The sequence below is a fragment of the Pedococcus dokdonensis genome, assembly GCF_900104525.1.
Lineage (GTDB): Bacteria > Actinomycetota > Actinomycetes > Actinomycetales > Dermatophilaceae > Pedococcus > Pedococcus dokdonensis.
The window spans coordinates 3,003,483-3,018,218 of the sequence record NZ_LT629711.1; the positions used below are offsets into that span (position 1 = coordinate 3,003,483).

Consider the following 14,736-nt stretch of genomic DNA (forward strand, 5'->3'; position numbering starts at 1 on the left):
GGATCGGGCCATGACGGCCGACGCCGACCGCAGCCTGACCCGCGACCACTTCGACCAGGTGACCCGGGTGACGACGCGCTGGTCCGACAACGACATGTACGGCCACCTCAACAACGCCGTCTACTACGAGCTGTTCGACTCGGCGATCAACGCCTGGCTGATCACCCTCGGCGAGGCCGAGCCGATGGGGTCGAGCACGCTCGGCGTCGTGGCGGAGTCGGGCTGCCGGTTCTTCCGCGAGCTGGAGTACCCGCGTCCGCTCGACGTCGCGGTGCGGGTCGAGCGCCTGGGCCGCAGCAGCATCACCTACGCGCTCGGGTTGTTCGACGCCGAGGCGAGCGAGATCGCCGCGCTCGGGCGATGGGTGCACGTCTACATCGACCGCGAGTCGCGCAGCGCGGTGCCGATCCCACCCGTCGTGCGCGAGCTGCTCGAGCAGGCCGTGGCGGCCCGCTAGTGGAGGTCGTCGGGGCGGTGCTCGAGGAGGTCGGCCGGACCGGTCCCTACGCGACCACCCGTCCCCTCACCGTCGGACCGCTCGACCTGGCCGGCCCCGAGCCGGGGGAGGTGCTGGTCCGGATCGGGGCCGCCGGCGTCTGCCACTCCGACCTCTCGGTCGTCGACGGCAACCGGTCGCGCCCGGTCCCGATGCTGCTCGGGCACGAGGCGTCCGGGCGGGTGGCTCAGCTGGGCGACGGTGTCAGCGATCTGGCGCTGGGGCAGCGGGTGGTCCTCACCTTCCTGCCCCGGTGCGGCGAGTGTGCCGGCTGCGCCACCGGGGGCCGTATGCCGTGCGGCCCCGGCTCCGCGGCGAACGCCGCCGGCGAGCTGCTCGGTGGCGGTCGACGGCTGTCTCGCGACGGCATACCGGTGCACCACCACCTCGGGGTCTCGGCCTTCGCCACGCACGCGGTCGTGGACCACCGGTCGGTGGTGGCCGTCGAGGACGACGTGCCCCCCGACGTGGCTGCCCTGCTGGGGTGCGCCGTGCTCACCGGCGGCGGTGCGCTGCTCAACGCCGCACCCCCGGCGGCCGGGCAGGACGTCCTGGTCGTGGGCCTGGGCGGGGTGGGTATGGCGGCGCTGCTGACCGCGCTCGCGCTCGGGACCGGCGCGGTGACCGCGGTCGACGCCGTGCCGGCCAAGCGCGCCCAGGCGCTCGAGCTCGGGGCGACGCGAGCGCTGGACCCGGCGGAGCTCGCCGACAGCGGGACGACCGCCGACGTGGTGGTCGAGGCGGCCGGGGTGGTGCCGGCGTTCGAGGCCGCGCTCGCGGCCACCGCTGCGGGTGGACGGCTCGTGACGGTCGGCCTCCCGCACCCGGATGCGCGGGCCTCGGTCTCGCCGCTCGACCTGGTCGCGCAGGCCAAGACGGTGATCGGGAGCTACCTCGGCTCGGCGCTGCCGTCGCGCGACCTCCCCGTGCTGGCGCAGTGGTGGCGCGAGGGGCGGCTGCCGGTCGAGGCGCTGGTGTCGGCCCGGGTCGGCCTCGACGACGTCAACCACGCCATGGACGAGCTGGCGGCCGGGCGTGCCGTCCGCCAGCTGATCGAGCTCTGAGCGGCTGGGCGGCGCGACGGGTCAGGGCACGCTCGGCTGGAGCACGGGGAGCGACCTCGAGAAACGCGAGAATCGGGCGCTGAGGGGGTGGGAGACGTATCCCCACCCGTGAAAGGGCACTTTTTTGGCGCAGATCCGCGTTCTAGGGCCTCCTGACGCGAGATCCGACACCCCGGACAGGTAGACTGGGAGACGAATTCGCGGCCAGCTGGTCTCCAGTCTGGTCGCGTGCCATGAGCGGGTCCAGCGAGCCAGAGGGGGCACCCCCTGTTCGCTGTGCCACCGGAGAAGGAGCACCGTGTCCGAGGCTGACCACACGCCAGACCAGCACACCCCCGCAGACGGCACCCCGGCCGACGCCGCAGCCAGCACCCCCCAGCCGCCGACTCCTGTCGAGCACCTCACCGCCGCCGAGGCGGAGGCTGCGCGCGAGGCCGCCGAGGCCGAGCTCGCCGGGGTCCCGGAGGGCAGTGACTACGACGCCAGCGCGATCACCGTGCTCGAGGGGCTCGAGGCGGTCCGCAAGCGGCCCGGCATGTACATCGGCTCCACCGGTGAGCGCGGCCTGCACCACCTGGTCTGGGAGATCGTCGACAACGCGGTCGACGAGGCGCTCGCCGGCTACGCCGACACGATCGACGTGACGCTGCTGGCCGACGGCGGGGTGCGGGTGGCGGACAACGGCCGCGGCATCCCGACCGGGATGAACGAGCAGTACGGCGTCTCGACCGTCGAGCTGGTCCTCACCCAGCTGCACGCCGGTGGCAAGTTCGGTGGCGGCGGCTACAAGGTGTCCGGTGGCCTGCACGGCGTCGGCTCGTCCGTCGTCAACGCGCTGTCGACCCGGCTCGACGCCGAGGTCCACCAGCTCGGCCACGTCTACCGCGTCGAGTTCGTGTACGGCGAGGCGACCGCCCCGCTGGCCGAGGTCGGCGACTCCGACCGCACCGGCACCACGATCACCTACTGGGCCGACGGCGACATCTTCGAGACGACCACCTACGACTTCGAGACGATTCGGGCCCGGTTCCAGCAGATGGCGTTCCTCAACAAGGGGCTGACCATCAACCTGGTCGACGAGCGGCAGCCCGAGACCGCCGAGGACGAGGCCGACACGGTCGACGCCTCGGAGCGCAAGCCGCGCAAGGTCTCCTACAAGTACGACAACGGCCTGGTCGACTACGTCACCCACCTGGTCACCTCGAAGAAGTCCGAGCCGGTGCACGCCGACATCATCTCGATCGAGTCCGAGGACACCGAGCGCCAGCTCAGCCTCGAGCTCGCGATGCAGTGGACCACCGCCTACTCCGAGTCGGTGCACACCTACGCCAACACCATCAACACCCACGAGGGCGGCACCCACGAGGAGGGCTTCCGCGCGGCGATGACCAAGCTCATCAACGACTTCGCGCGCAAGCAGAACATCCTCAAGGACAAGGACGACAACCTCACCGGCGACGACATCCGCGAGGGCCTCACCGCCGTCGTGTCGGTCAAGCTCGGCGAGCCGCAGTTCGAGGGCCAGACCAAGACCAAGCTGGGCAACTCCGAGGTGAAGGGCTTCGTCCAGCGGGCGATGACCGACGAGTTCGGCCACTGGCTCGAGGCGCACCCCACGGAGGGTCGCGACATCGTCCGCAAGTCGGTGCAGGCGGCCGCGGCCCGGATGGCTGCTCGCAAGGCTCGTGAGGCGACCCGCCGCAAGGGCCTGCTCGAGTCCGGCGGCCTGCCCGGCAAGCTGCGCGACTGCCAGAGCAAGGACCCGGCGATCTCCGAGGTCTTCATCGTCGAGGGTGACTCGGCCGGTGGCTCGGCGGTGCGCGGGCGCAACCCGCACAACCAGGCGATCCTCCCGATCCGCGGCAAGATCCTCAACGTCGAGAAGGCCCGCATCGACAAGGTGCTCGCCAACAACGAGGTGCAGGCGCTCATCTCGGCGTTCGGCACCGGCATCGGCGAGGACTTCGACAAGACCAAGGCGCGCTACCACAAGATCGTGCTGATGGCCGACGCCGACGTCGACGGCCTGCACATCCGCACCCTGCTGCTCACGCTGCTGTTCCGGTTCATGCGGCCGCTGATCGAGGAGGGCTACGTCTACCTCGCGCAGCCCCCGCTCTACCGGCTCAAGTGGAGCAACCACCCGCACGAGTTCGCCTACTCCGACCGCGAGCGCGACGCGATGGTGCAGGCCGGCCAGGCCCAGGGCTGGCGGCTCCCGAAGGACGCCGGCATCCAGCGCTACAAGGGTCTGGGCGAGATGGACTACCAGGAGCTGTGGGAGACCACGATGGACCCCGACCACCGGGTGCTCCTCCAGGTCTCGCTCGACGACGCCGCCGCGGCCGACGAGATCTTCGCGATCCTGATGGGCGAGGACGTCGAGTCGCGCCGCGGCTTCATCCAGCGCAACGCCCGCGACGTCAGATTCTTGGACATCTGAGGACCAAGCGAGGAACGAGCGATGACGAAGATGTCCCCAGGGCACCGCTGGACATCTGGGTATGGCGCGGGGCCACGTTTCACGTGGAACCCAGCCGCACGGCATACCGAGGGTTTGCACGATTTGACGAACTGCATTGACGGACAAGGGAATTCATGACTGAGATGCCGCCGATCGAGTACGACCGCACTGAGGCGGTCGACCTCAACACCGAGATGCAGCGCAGCTACATCGACTACGCGATGACGGTCATCGTGAGCCGCGCGCTCCCGGACGTGCGGGACGGCCTCAAGCCGGTGCACCGCCGGGTGGTCTACGCCATGTACGACGGTGGCTACCGCCCCGACCGCGGCTACAACAAGTGCAGCCGCGTCGTCGGTGAGGTGATGGGCCAGTACCACCCGCACGGTGACTCCTCGATCTACGACGCCCTCGTCCGGCTCGTGCAGGACTGGTCGCTGCGCTACCCGCTGGTCGACGGGCAGGGCAACTTCGGCAGCCCGGGCGACGACCCGGCCGCCGCGCCGCGCTACACCGAGTGCCGGATGGCGCCGCTGGCCATGGAGATGGTCCGCGACATCCACGAGGAGACCGTCGACTTCCGCGACAACTACGACGGCAAGACGCAGGAGCCGGTCGTCCTGCCGAGCCGGTTCCCCAACCTGCTGGTCAACGGCTCGTCCGGCATCGCGGTCGGCATGGCCACCAACATCCCGCCGCACAACCTCCGCGAGGTGGCCGACGCGGCGCAGTGGATGCTGGCCAACCCCGAGGCGAACCGTGAGGACGCGCTCGACGCGGTGCTGGCGCGGATCAGCGGGCCCGACTTCCCCACCGGCGCGCTGATCCTGGGGCGCAAGGGCATCGAGGACGCCTACCGCACCGGCCGCGGCTCGGTCATCATGCGGGCCGTCGTCGAGGTCGAGGAGATCCAGGGCCGGCAGTGCCTCGTGGTCACCGAGCTGCCCTACCAGGTGAACCCCGACACGCTCGCCCAGAAGATCGCCGAGCTCACCAAGGAGGGTCGCCTCAACGGCATCGCCGACATCCGCGACGAGACCTCCGGCCGCACCGGCCAGCGCCTGGTCATCGTGCTCAAGCGCGACGCGGTCGCCAAGGTGGTGCTCAACAACCTCTACAAGCACACCCAGCTGCAGAACAACTTCGGCGCCAACATGCTCGCGCTGGTCGACGGGGTGCCGCGCACGCTGCCGATCGACGCCTTCATCCGGCACTGGGTCGAGCACCAGATCGAGGTCATCCAGCGGCGCACCAGGTTCCGGCTGCGCAAGGCCGAGAACGAGATCCACATCCTGCGTGGTCTGCTCAAGGCGCTCGACGCGCTCGACGAGGTGATCGCGCTGATCCGCCGGTCGCAGACCGTCGAGGCCGCCCGCGACGGGCTGATCGAGCTGCTCGAGATCGACGAGGTCCAGGCCCGCGCGATCCTCGAGATGCAGCTGCGCCGGCTCGCCGCCCTCGAGCGCCAGAAGATCATCGACGAGCACGACCGGCTCGAGGCGATGATCCTCGACTTCGAGGACATCCTCGCCAAGCCGGAGCGGCAGCGGACCATCGTGTCCGAGGAGCTGGCCGAGCTGGTCGACAAGTACGGCGACGACCGCCGCACCCGGATCGAGTTCCACGACGGCGACATGTCGATGGAGGACCTGATCCCCGAGGAGGACGTGGTCGTCACCATCACCCGGGGCGGCTACGCCAAGCGGACCCGCGTCGACGCCTACCGGTCGCAGGGCCGCGGCGGCAAGGGCGTGCGGGGTGCGGCGCTGCGTGGCGACGACATGGTCGACCACTTCTTCACGACGACCTCGCACCACTGGCTGCTGTTCTTCACCAACCTCGGGCGGGTCTACCGGGCCAAGGCCTACGAGCTGCCCGACTCCGGTCGCGACGCCAAGGGCCAGCACGTCGCCAACCTGCTCGCCTTCCAGCCCGACGAGAAGATCGCCCAGGTGCTGGACGTCCGCGACTACGCCCAGCAGCCCTACCTGGTGCTGGCCACCAAGAACGGCCTGGTCAAGAAGACCCGGCTGGCCGACTACGACTCCCCCCGCTCGGGTGGGCTGATCGCGGTCAACCTCAAGGAGGGCGACGAGCTGGTCGCGGCCGACCTCGCGTCGGCCACCGACGACCTGCTCCTCGTCTCGCGCAAGGCGCAGTCGGTGCGGTTCCACGCCACCGACGAGCAGCTCCGTCCCATGGGGCGCGCGACCAGCGGCGTCACCGGCATGCGGTTCCGCGGCGACGACTCGCTGCTGTCGCTCTCGGTGATCCACGAGGGCGAGGACCCCGACGTGTTCGTGGTCTTCGAGAACGGCATGGCCAAGCGCTCGCCGGCCTCCGACTGGAACGCCAAGGGCCGTGGCGGCCTCGGCGTGGCCGTCGCCAAGATCACCGAGCGCAACGGCGACCTGGTCGGCGCGCTCACCGTGAGCGAGGACGACGAGGTCCTGGTGATCATGGGCAAGGGCAACATCGTCCGTATGCCGGTCAGCCCGGTCACCCGGCGTGGCCGCAACACCCAGGGCATGAAGTTCGCCAACCCCGGCGCCGGTGACTCGGTGGTCGCGCTGGCGCGCAACCCCGAGCGGGCCGTCGACGAGGTCGACGAGCTCGCGGCCGGTGAAGGCTCGACCAGCGGCTCGAGCAACGGCTCGACCGACGGCTCGACCGGTGCGACCGGTGCGACCGCCGGTTCGACCGGGGAGGACAACCCGGCGGCGACCAGCGGCGTCCCAGAGACAGACGGCGCTGCCCCGGGCGGCGAACGCGACTCGGACACCTCCGATGCCGTACCGTCGAGTGCTAACGCAGAGGTTCCCGAGGCACCCGCCGGTGAGTCCGACGAGTCCGACGGGGCCGGCGACGATGGCAGTGGAGGTAGCGAGTGAGCACGGCAGGCCAGACCAGCAGGTCGGCCCTCCCCCAGGGAGGGTCCGCCCCGGTGAGCCCGCAGGCCTCCCCCCAGGCCTCCGCCCGCCCGGTGGGCGCGCGCGCCACAGGGAGCCCCTCCCCCGGTCAGGCCGCCCGTGCCCGGCGGGTCAAGCTCACCGTCTCGCGGGTCGACCCGTGGTCGGCGATGAAGATGTCGTTCCTCATCTCGGTCGCCCTCGGCATCGCCGGCGTCGTGATGGTGGCGGTGCTCTGGATGATCCTGTCCGGCATGGGCGTCTTCTCCGAGGTCAACCGGATGGTCGGCACGATCCTGTCCGACTCGGAGAACCCCTTCGACATCATGGACTTCCTCGGCTTCGGCCGGGTGCTGTCGCTGTCGATCGTGATCGGGGTCATCGACGTCATCCTGATGACCGCGCTGTCGACCCTCGGCGCCTTCCTCTACAACATCTGCTCGGCGCTGGTCGGCGGTCTCCAGCTGACCCTCACCGACGACTGAGCGAGCCCACCTCGGCCCGCCCCACGGCTCTTCCTCGCAATACGGCAGTTGCGTCCACTCCCGCCCGGAAGTAGTTGGGCGGAGGGCCACGCAACTGCCGTTTTGCGTCGTGTCGGGCTGACCGCTGGAGCCGCCCGGAACCGTTTTGGAAGTGCGTGTGCGCGTGCTGTAACCTCGTGCCTCGCGCCACCTCCCGTGGCGCAGCGGAGATTGGGCTCACGGGCCTATAGCTCAGACGGTTAGAGCGCTTCCCTGATAAGGAAGAGGCCACAGGTTCAAGTCCTGTTAGGCCCACCAATCCCGATCCCCGCGGTTGCTCTGCGAGGGAAGGCGACGGCCCATGAAGAAGCTCCTGCTCCTCATCGTGACCGCCATCGGCGCCACCGCGATCCAGCGGAAGCTCAAGGCCCAGAAGGCCGAGAAGGACCTCTGGGCCGAGGCCACCGACACGCCTTCCTGAGCATCACCCGGTGCGCGCCCTCGGCGCCGCACCACTGGGGGCCATGGCGCAATTGGTAGCGCACCTGCTTTGCAAGCAGGGGGTTAGGGGTTCGAGTCCCCTTGGCTCCACCACCTTCCGAGCGTCTCCCACTTCTGGCCGGGTATGCCGGGTGCTCGCCCCCGATTCGCGGCTGCACCCCGCACCGGTGGCCGCAAGTGCCAGCGGCCCGGAACTTCTGGCCAGCTGTGCGGGGTGCAGGCCCGGATTCGGCGCCCACATCCAGCACCAGTGGCCAGAAGTGCGGGAGGGGAGGGAGACGGGTCAGGGGCAGCCGCCGAGGTCCTCGCCAGCGGCATCGAGCGTGGTGCCGAGGAGGGCGAACCGGATGTCTGCCCGAGAGACCTTCGGGTCGACCCCCTCGGGACCGAAGAGGACAGCCATCGGGATCCCGGTCGGGATGGCCCGCTCGACCGGCGCGCTGCGGATCCGCAGCACCAGGCAGCGCGGGCTCTCGCCGTCGACCCGGTCCACCGTGGCCCCCGGCGGGAACTCGGCGAGCAGCTGCGTCTGGGCCTGCTCGAAGGTCGTGCCCGGGGCGAAGTGCAGCCCGTAGTCAACCGCGCGCGGGTCCAGCTCCCAGAAGACGAAGTCGTAGCGAGCCTTGTCGCCGACCATCGGCAGATAGCGGGAGCCGTCCACCCCCGAAGGCGCCGCCTCGTGGTGCGCGTCCCACGCCGCACGAGTCGCGCCGAAACCGGTGAGCTCCGGCTGGGGCCGTTCCTTCCCACACCCGGCGACCAGCAGGCTGATCGCTAGACAGCTGGCAGCAGCAACGACCCGCTGCCCGCGTCCCCCGAATGCCCACGTCAGCACGACGTCAGTGTGGCAGAGCAGCGCGACCACCCGCCGACTTTTGGCCACCCGTGCTGGGTGCGGGCCCGCAACCGAGGGCGGCATCCCGCACTGCTGGCCAGAAGTCGGGAGGGAACGCTCACGGGGCGAGGAGGAGCAGGGGGACGCGGCAGTTGACGCCGACGTTGTTGAGCCGCTGCACCAGGGTCTTGCCGTCGATCGTCGGCAGCTCCATCGGCTTGGGCTTGCCGCTCTTGAGTGACCGCGCGTACGCGTCCCGCGCCGTCACCAGCCGCTGCCAGTCCTCGACCCACTGCGCGGCCGGCTGGTCGGCCTCGAGGCGTTCGGACCCGAGCGACTGCATCGTGGCGATCAGCTCGCTCACGGCGTCGTTCTGGGCGTTGATCCCGCCGACCCGGCGCCCGACCGGCTGGGTGGCGGCGACGGCGGAGGCGGCGACCTTCTCGCGCATCGTGGCGCAGGCCGACGACGCGGTGCGGGCGATCGCGCCCTGCTCGACCACGTCCGGGTCGTCGGCGTTCGCGAAGCTCCACAGCTTGGTGAGCGCGACGGCCACGACCACACCCGCCACCACGACGGCGACGCGCGCTCCCCACACCCTCCACTGCTCCCCGGTCATCGACGCCATCCTCGCCACAACTCCCCCGACCGCAAGTCGAGCGACTCCCCCGACCGCAAGTCGAGCGACACCCCCGACCGCAAGTCGAGCGACTCCCCCGACCGCAAGTCGAGCGACTCCCCCGACCAGGAGCGCGACGCCACACGACGAGGCCCCGCGCGACATACCCCTGGGGTGGCCGGCGGGGCCTGGTCGTTCCGGTGCTGGGCTATCCGTCGACCTCGACGGTCGGGGCCCCCGGCGCGTTCTTCTGCACCGACGCGATGCCGTTCTCGGCAGCCGACTTCGACTCGTACGCCTCACCCACGGCGATCACCTGGCCGTTGCTGGCCTTGAGCCGGAAGCGGTACTTGCCCGCCTTGTCCTGGTAGAGCTCGAACTTCCCCGCCATCAGTGCACCTCCATGAGTGGACCAGACTGCGAACGGTTCGAAGCCTAGGGCTGCCCGTATGCCGCGTACAGACCTCAGGCGACCCAGCGGGCGTGCGGATTCAGGCCACTTTCAGCAAGCGACTCAGCCCCGCTCGGCCAGCGCCTTGAGCTTGGTCATCGCGTCCATGGTCTGCTTCGGCAGGTCACGGCGGATCAGCGGGGTGAAGAGCTTGCCGATCCCCTTGGTGGCGATGTCGATGCTGTGGGTCAGGGTGGTGCCGACCCCGTCGGACGCCGAGACGAAGTCGACCGTCACGTCCATCATCCGGTCGGTGAACTTCATCGCGAAGTGCCGGTCCGGCTCGCGCGCGATGATCTGGCCGTCCATGGTGCCGGTCCGCCGGCCGTCGTCGTAGTGGTACCTGAGCTGGGTGCCGACGTCGTTGGCGCCGTCCGACAGCTTGTCGATCCCGGTGCAGCGCGAGAGCCACTGCGGGGTCTGGTCGAAGTCGTCGACGATCCCGAAGACGGTGGCCGGTGGGGCGGTGACGGAGAGGGTGTGGGAGAAGCGCGGCACGGGGAGCCTCCGGGGGCGAGGTGAGGTGCGCACACGCTACTGCGTGCCGGCGTCCCGCAGGAGTGCCTGCCTCAGTTGTCCGGGTATGCCGGTGCCTCGGCTGCCGCGCGCAGGCTGGGCGGGGCGGGCAGCGGGCGGCGCGGTTCACGCACCCCGGCCAGGCCGTCGCCGGGACCGGGTCCATCGGGCAGGAACGCGCCCACGAGCCGGCGTCCGCGGACCCGGCGGTGCCGGTACACGGCATACAGGTCGGCGTGGGTGCGGTCGCGCGCGGTGACCCGGCGGATCGTCGGAGCACCGAGCATCACCGCCTCCCCGGGGCTGGCCGCCGTGACGAAGACCGGGCGGCCGTGGGGCCGGCCGGTGGGGTCGTGGGCGATGAGCTCGTACCTGGCCATGCCCTCAGCGTGCGCCCCATCCCGCTCACTCACAAGGGGTTCCGCCATCGCTAGCGGAGTTCGACGCGTGGCGGCCCCGCGACGGTGTGCCCGATCACCGGGGCACCCGGCACCTCGCCGACGACCAGGAGGCCACCGCTGGTCTGGGCATCGGCCAGCATGAGCAGCACGTCCTCGTCGACTCTTCCCCCGGTGACGTCGAGGTGCGGCCGCACCCAGTCGAGGTTGCGACGCGTGCCGCCACTCACGTACCCCTCGCGCAGCGACGACCAGGCGCCGTCGAGCACCGGCACCGCCGAGGCGTCGATCACCGCACCGACGCCCGATGCGCGGAGCAGCTTGAACAGGTGGCCGAGCAGCCCGAAACCGGTCACGTCGGTGGCCGCCCGCGCACCCCCCGCGACCGCCGCCTGCGAGGCCGCGTCGTTGAGCGCCACCATCGACCCGACCGCCTGCCCGAACACCTCACCGGTCGCCTTGTGCCGGTTGTTGAGCACCCCCACGCCGATCGGTTTGGTCAGCGAGATCGGCAGCCCGGGCAGGGCGGCGTCGTTGCGCAGCAACAGGTCTGGGTCCACGACCCCGGTCACCGCCATGCCGTACTTCGGCTCCGGGTCGTCGATGGAGTGCCCACCCGCGACCGGGCACCCGGCGAGGCGCGCGACGTCGAGCCCACCGCGCAGCACCTCGCGCAACAGCTCCATCGGCAGCACCGACCGCGGCCACCCCACCAGGTTGATCGCCAGCACCGGCCGGCCACCCATCGCGTAGACGTCGGACAGCGCGTTCGCGGCCACGATCCGGCCGAAGTCGTAGGCGTCGTCGACCACCGGCGTGAAGAAGTCGGCCGTGCTGATCACGCCGACCCCGTCGGTGACCCGCACCACCGCGCCGTCGTCGCCGTCGTCCAGCCCCACGACGAGGGTGCCGCCGAGGTCGTCGCCGCCCTGCCCCGTGAGACCGCGCACGACCTCCTCGAGCTCCCCGGGCGGGATCTTGCAGGCGCAGCCGCCGCCCGCGGCATACTGCGTCAGGCGGACCGGAGCACTGAGGGTGGTCACGTGCCTACGCTAGCCTCGCTCGCGGAGGCGTACAGGCGCCTGGTGGCCCTCCCGGTCTTCAAAACCGGTGCAGCCGAGCACCTCGGCTGGGCGGGTTCGATTCCCGTCCGCCTCCGCCACCGACAGGAGGGCGTATGCCGCAGCCGCACCACACGGACGCGCGTCGCCTCGTGCCACGCACCGACGCAGTGCTCGCGAGACCCGCTGTGGCACAGGCGATCTCGCGGCTCGGGCGCGACGTCGTGCGGTCGGCGGTGCAGCTCGCCCAGGAGCAGGCGCGGGCCGGCCGGATCGCCCCCGAGGATGTGGAGGAGACGGCCCTCTCGGCCCTCCCCCAGCGCGCCACGAGCCTGACCCCGGTGCTCAACGCGACCGGGGTCGTCGTCCACACCAACCTCGGCCGGGCCCCGCTCTCGGCCGCTGCCGTCGAGGCGATGACGGCTGCGGCCGGCACCGTCGACGTGGAGCTCGACCTGGCCACCGGACAACGGTCCACGAGAGGCCGGGGCGCGGTCGCCGCCCTGCTCGGACGGCTGCCCGAGGCCGGTGGCGCGCTGGTCGTCAACAACGGTGCCGCGGCGCTGGTGCTCGCGACGACCGCGCTCGCCGCCGGGCGCGAAGTCGTCGTGAGCCGTGGCGAGATGGTCGAGATCGGCGACGGCTTCCGGCTGCCCGACCTGATCGCCTCCGCGGGCGCGCGGCTGCGCGAGGTCGGCACCACCAACCGGACGACGCTGGCCGACTACGAGTCGGCCCTCGGACCGGACACCGGCTGCATCCTCAAGGTGCACCCCAGCAACTTCCGGGTCGAGGGCTTCACCTCGACGGTCGGTGTCGCAGAGCTCGCGACCCTGGGCCACCCGGTGGTGCACGACATCGGCAGTGGTCTCCTGCGACCACACCGGCTGGTGCCGGACGAGCCCGACGCCGCGCAGGCGCTCGCGGACGGGGCGGCCGTGGTGACCTGCAGCGGCGACAAGCTGCTCGGGGGTCCGCAGGCCGGGCTCGTGCTGGGCACGGCAGACACCGTGGCCCGGCTGCGACGCCACCCACTGGCCCGGGCAGTACGCGCCGACAAGACCACGCTGGCCGCCCTCGAAGCGACCGTGCGCGGACCTCGCGCCCCCGTGTGGGACGCCCTCGAGGCCGACCCCGACACGCTGCGGGCGCGCTGCGCCGCGATCGTCGCCGAGCTCCCGGACGGCCTCGCGACCGTGGTCCCGTCGGACGGGGTCGTGGGTGGCGGCGGCGCCCCGGGACAGCTGTTGCCCGGGTGGGCGGTCGCCCTCGCGGAGCCGTATGCCGTGGGCTTGCGGCAGCTCGACCGTCCCGTCCTGGCGCGCGTGGAGAAGGGTCGGTGCCTGGTCGACCTCCGGTGCATCCCGGTGGAGGCGGATCCCTTGGTGGCACAGGCGATCCGCGACGCCGGGTAGGGGCGCCGGGACATGGCGGTCGTCGCGACGGCGGGACACGTCGACCACGGCAAGTCCACCCTGGTGCGGCTGCTCACCGGGCAGGAGCCGGACCGGTGGGCCGAGGAGCGGCGACGCGGGCTGACCATCGACCTCGGCTACGCATGGACCGACATCGACGGCCGCCGGGTGAGCCTGGTCGACGTGCCCGGTCACGAGCACTTCACGGGCAACATGCTGGCCGGGCTCGGTCCGGTCCACGCGGTGCTCTTCGTCGTCGCGGCCGACGACGGGTGGTCGGCGCAGTCCCGCGAACACGCTCGCGCCATCGCCGCCCTCGGCATCCGGCACGTGCTGCTGGTGGTGACGCGGTGTGATCTCGCGCCGGGTGAGCCCGCGCGCACCGAGTCGCTCGCCGAGCTGGGACGGCTCGGCATCCCGGTGGCGGAGAGCGTGCTGGTGTCGGGCGCGACCGGCGCCGGGATCCCCGAGCTCCGGGTCGCCCTCGGCCGTCTCGCCGCCGCAGCGTCGCCATCTCATGCAAAAGGCGAGTTAGCGCCGGCGGACGAGGGGGACTCCCCCGGAGTGCGCCTGTGGGTGGACCGGTCGTTCACCGTCCGGGGTGCGGGCACGGTGGCGACCGGCACCCTCGCGGCGGGGCGGATCGCGGTGGGTGACCAGCTGTTGCTGGCCGGGAGACCCGTGACCGTCCGTGGCCTGCAGACCTGCGGTGCCGAGGTGCCCGAGGTCGTCGGTCCGGCCCGCGTGGCGGTCAACCTGCGGGGTGTCGAGGTCAAGGAGGTCGGGCGCGGCACCGCCCTGACCGGACTCGGTTGGCCGACCCACCCTGCGGTGCTGGACATCGAGCTGCGGCGACTGGACGCAACGACCGCGACCGGGCAGCACCGGCTTCCGCGGCAGCTCACCCTGCACGCCGGGACCGCTGCGGTGCCGGTCCGCACCCAGCAGCTCGGCGACGGGGCGGTGCGGCTCCGCCTCGCCCACCCCCTCGCCGTGGTCGTCGGTGACCGGGCGGTGCTGCGTGACCCGGGACGGCACGAGGTCGTCGGTGGGGTCGCGGTCCGGGCCGTGGACCCACCCACCCGCCGGCCGGTGCGGCGCGACCGCGCCGACCACGCGGCATACCCGGGGCTGGTCAGCGCACCGCAGTGGCGAGCCGGCACGCAGGAGCAGGCAGGGGTGGAGGATCCATCGGCCGGGGTGCGGTCGCTGCTCGCCTGGCTGGGCGAGCACCCGCTGCAGGCGCCGTCGCGCGCGGACCTCGACGGCTGGGCGGTCACCCCCGCCGACCTCGCCGCGGCCGCGGGCCGGGGTGCGGTGCTGCGGCTGGGGGGCGTGCTGCTCGGCGGCGACGCCCTCGCACGCGCCGAGGGCGTGGTGCGGGGGCTGCCCCAGCCGTTCGGCGTCGGGGACGCCGCCCGGGCGATGGGGACCTCGCGCCGGGTCGCCGTGCCGCTGCTCGAACGGCTCGACGCATCCTTGGTGACCCGTCGGCTCGCCGACGGCACCCGCGAGGTCCGCGAGCGCGGGTGAGGCCGTGCCG

The 14,736-nt window shown here is 71.7% G+C and carries 14 protein-coding genes and 3 tRNA genes; 11 read left to right on the plus strand and 6 right to left on the minus strand.

Annotation, left to right across the window (positions count from 1 at the left end):
• Positions 1 to 10: 10 nt before the first annotated feature.
• The 8 genes from BLQ34_RS14110 to BLQ34_RS14140 all read left to right on the plus strand — a co-directional run bounded on the left by BLQ34_RS14110 (position 11) and on the right by BLQ34_RS14140 (position 7,991).
• Positions 11 to 457 (plus strand): acyl-CoA thioesterase, encoded by a 447-nt coding sequence (locus BLQ34_RS14110; protein ID WP_091786742.1) that lies wholly within the window; start codon positions 11 to 13, stop codon positions 455 to 457.
• Positions 457 to 1,560 carry an alcohol dehydrogenase catalytic domain-containing protein gene (locus tag BLQ34_RS14115; RefSeq protein ID WP_091786744.1) on the plus strand — a complete coding sequence of 368 codons (1,104 nt, stop codon included), beginning with the start codon at positions 457 to 459 and terminating at the stop codon, positions 1,558 to 1,560. The genes BLQ34_RS14110 and BLQ34_RS14115 overlap by 1 nt, the downstream gene beginning before the upstream one ends.
• 298 nt (positions 1,561 to 1,858) lie before the next feature.
• Positions 1,859 to 4,003: a DNA topoisomerase (ATP-hydrolyzing) subunit B gene (gyrB, locus tag BLQ34_RS14120; protein WP_091786747.1), complete on the plus strand. Its 2,145-nt coding sequence runs from the start codon at positions 1,859 to 1,861 to the stop codon at positions 4,001 to 4,003.
• Between the two features lie 155 nt (positions 4,004 to 4,158).
• Positions 4,159 to 6,915 carry a DNA gyrase subunit A gene (gene gyrA, locus BLQ34_RS14125; protein ID WP_091786750.1) on the plus strand — a complete coding sequence of 919 codons (2,757 nt, stop codon included), beginning with the start codon at positions 4,159 to 4,161 and terminating at the stop codon, positions 6,913 to 6,915.
• A 53-nt stretch (positions 6,916 to 6,968) separates the two neighbouring features.
• The gene (locus BLQ34_RS14130) at positions 6,969 to 7,418 is read left to right on the plus strand and encodes a DUF3566 domain-containing protein (RefSeq protein ID WP_231961193.1); all 450 of its coding nucleotides are present in this window, start codon (positions 6,969 to 6,971) and stop codon (positions 7,416 to 7,418) included.
• Positions 7,419 to 7,638: 220 nt separating this feature from the next.
• A tRNA-Ile gene (locus BLQ34_RS14135) sits at positions 7,639 to 7,715 on the plus strand.
• A 43-nt stretch (positions 7,716 to 7,758) separates the two neighbouring features.
• A complete protein-coding gene (locus BLQ34_RS19370) occupies positions 7,759 to 7,878 on the plus strand; it encodes a DLW-39 family protein (protein ID WP_231961194.1) in 120 nt (39 codons plus the stop codon).
• Positions 7,879 to 7,915: 37 nt separating this feature from the next.
• Positions 7,916 to 7,991, plus strand: a tRNA-Ala gene (locus tag BLQ34_RS14140).
• A 190-nt stretch (positions 7,992 to 8,181) separates the two neighbouring features.
• Here BLQ34_RS14140 and BLQ34_RS14145 read toward each other — a convergent pair.
• The 6 genes from BLQ34_RS14145 to selD all read right to left on the minus strand — a co-directional run bounded on the left by BLQ34_RS14145 (position 8,182) and on the right by selD (position 11,760).
• The gene (locus BLQ34_RS14145) at positions 8,182 to 8,733 is read right to left on the minus strand and encodes a hypothetical protein (RefSeq protein WP_157693060.1); all 552 of its coding nucleotides are present in this window, start codon (positions 8,731 to 8,733) and stop codon (positions 8,182 to 8,184) included.
• Between the two features lie 118 nt (positions 8,734 to 8,851).
• Positions 8,852 to 9,352: a hypothetical protein gene (locus BLQ34_RS14150; protein WP_091786758.1), complete on the minus strand. Its 501-nt coding sequence runs from the start codon at positions 9,350 to 9,352 to the stop codon at positions 8,852 to 8,854.
• A 208-nt stretch (positions 9,353 to 9,560) separates the two neighbouring features.
• Positions 9,561 to 9,743 carry a YegP family protein gene (locus BLQ34_RS14155; RefSeq protein WP_091786761.1) on the minus strand — a complete coding sequence of 61 codons (183 nt, stop codon included), beginning with the start codon at positions 9,741 to 9,743 and terminating at the stop codon, positions 9,561 to 9,563.
• A gap of 123 nt (positions 9,744 to 9,866) precedes the next feature.
• Positions 9,867 to 10,301, minus strand: a complete 435-nt coding sequence (locus BLQ34_RS14160) for an SRPBCC family protein (protein WP_157693061.1) — start codon at positions 10,299 to 10,301, stop codon at positions 9,867 to 9,869.
• A gap of 71 nt (positions 10,302 to 10,372) precedes the next feature.
• Complete coding sequence (locus tag BLQ34_RS14165; protein ID WP_091786767.1) at positions 10,373 to 10,699, minus strand: hypothetical protein; 327 nt, start codon at positions 10,697 to 10,699, stop codon at positions 10,373 to 10,375.
• Between the two features lie 50 nt (positions 10,700 to 10,749).
• On the minus strand, positions 10,750 to 11,760 hold the full coding sequence (gene selD / locus BLQ34_RS14170) for a selenide, water dikinase SelD (protein ID WP_091786770.1): 1,011 nt from the start codon (positions 11,758 to 11,760) through the stop codon (positions 10,750 to 10,752).
• Between the two features lie 23 nt (positions 11,761 to 11,783).
• Here selD and BLQ34_RS14175 point away from each other — a divergent pair.
• From BLQ34_RS14175 to BLQ34_RS14185, 3 genes are all read left to right on the plus strand, one after another.
• Positions 11,784 to 11,879 (plus strand) — tRNA-Sec (locus BLQ34_RS14175).
• 15 nt (positions 11,880 to 11,894) lie between these two features.
• Positions 11,895 to 13,193 (plus strand): L-seryl-tRNA(Sec) selenium transferase, encoded by a 1,299-nt coding sequence (selA, locus tag BLQ34_RS14180; RefSeq protein ID WP_091786773.1) that lies wholly within the window; start codon positions 11,895 to 11,897, stop codon positions 13,191 to 13,193.
• A 12-nt stretch (positions 13,194 to 13,205) separates the two neighbouring features.
• On the plus strand, positions 13,206 to 14,726 hold the full coding sequence (locus BLQ34_RS14185; RefSeq protein WP_091786776.1) for a selenocysteine-specific translation elongation factor: 1,521 nt from the start codon (positions 13,206 to 13,208) through the stop codon (positions 14,724 to 14,726).
• Positions 14,727 to 14,736 lie beyond the last annotated feature (10 nt).

What these genes read in the sequence shown, in the direction of transcription:
- BLQ34_RS14110 (WP_091786742.1), top strand. Translation starts at nt 11, where the DNA reads ATGACGGCCGACGCCGACCGCAGCCTGACCCGCGACCACTTCGACCAG.
- gyrA (WP_091786750.1), top strand. Translation starts at nt 4,159, where the DNA reads ATGACTGAGATGCCGCCGATCGAGTACGACCGCACTGAGGCGGTCGAC.
- BLQ34_RS19370 (WP_231961194.1), top strand. Translation starts at nt 7,759, where the DNA reads ATGAAGAAGCTCCTGCTCCTCATCGTGACCGCCATCGGCGCCACCGCG.
- BLQ34_RS14150 (WP_091786758.1), bottom strand. Translation starts at nt 9,352, where the DNA reads ATGACCGGGGAGCAGTGGAGGGTGTGGGGAGCGCGCGTCGCCGTCGTG.
- BLQ34_RS14155 (WP_091786761.1), bottom strand. Translation starts at nt 9,743, where the DNA reads ATGGCGGGGAAGTTCGAGCTCTACCAGGACAAGGCGGGCAAGTACCGC.
- BLQ34_RS14165 (WP_091786767.1), bottom strand. Translation starts at nt 10,699, where the DNA reads ATGGCCAGGTACGAGCTCATCGCCCACGACCCCACCGGCCGGCCCCAC.
- selA (WP_091786773.1), top strand. Translation starts at nt 11,895, where the DNA reads ATGCCGCAGCCGCACCACACGGACGCGCGTCGCCTCGTGCCACGCACC.
- BLQ34_RS14185 (WP_091786776.1), top strand. Translation starts at nt 13,206, where the DNA reads ATGGCGGTCGTCGCGACGGCGGGACACGTCGACCACGGCAAGTCCACC.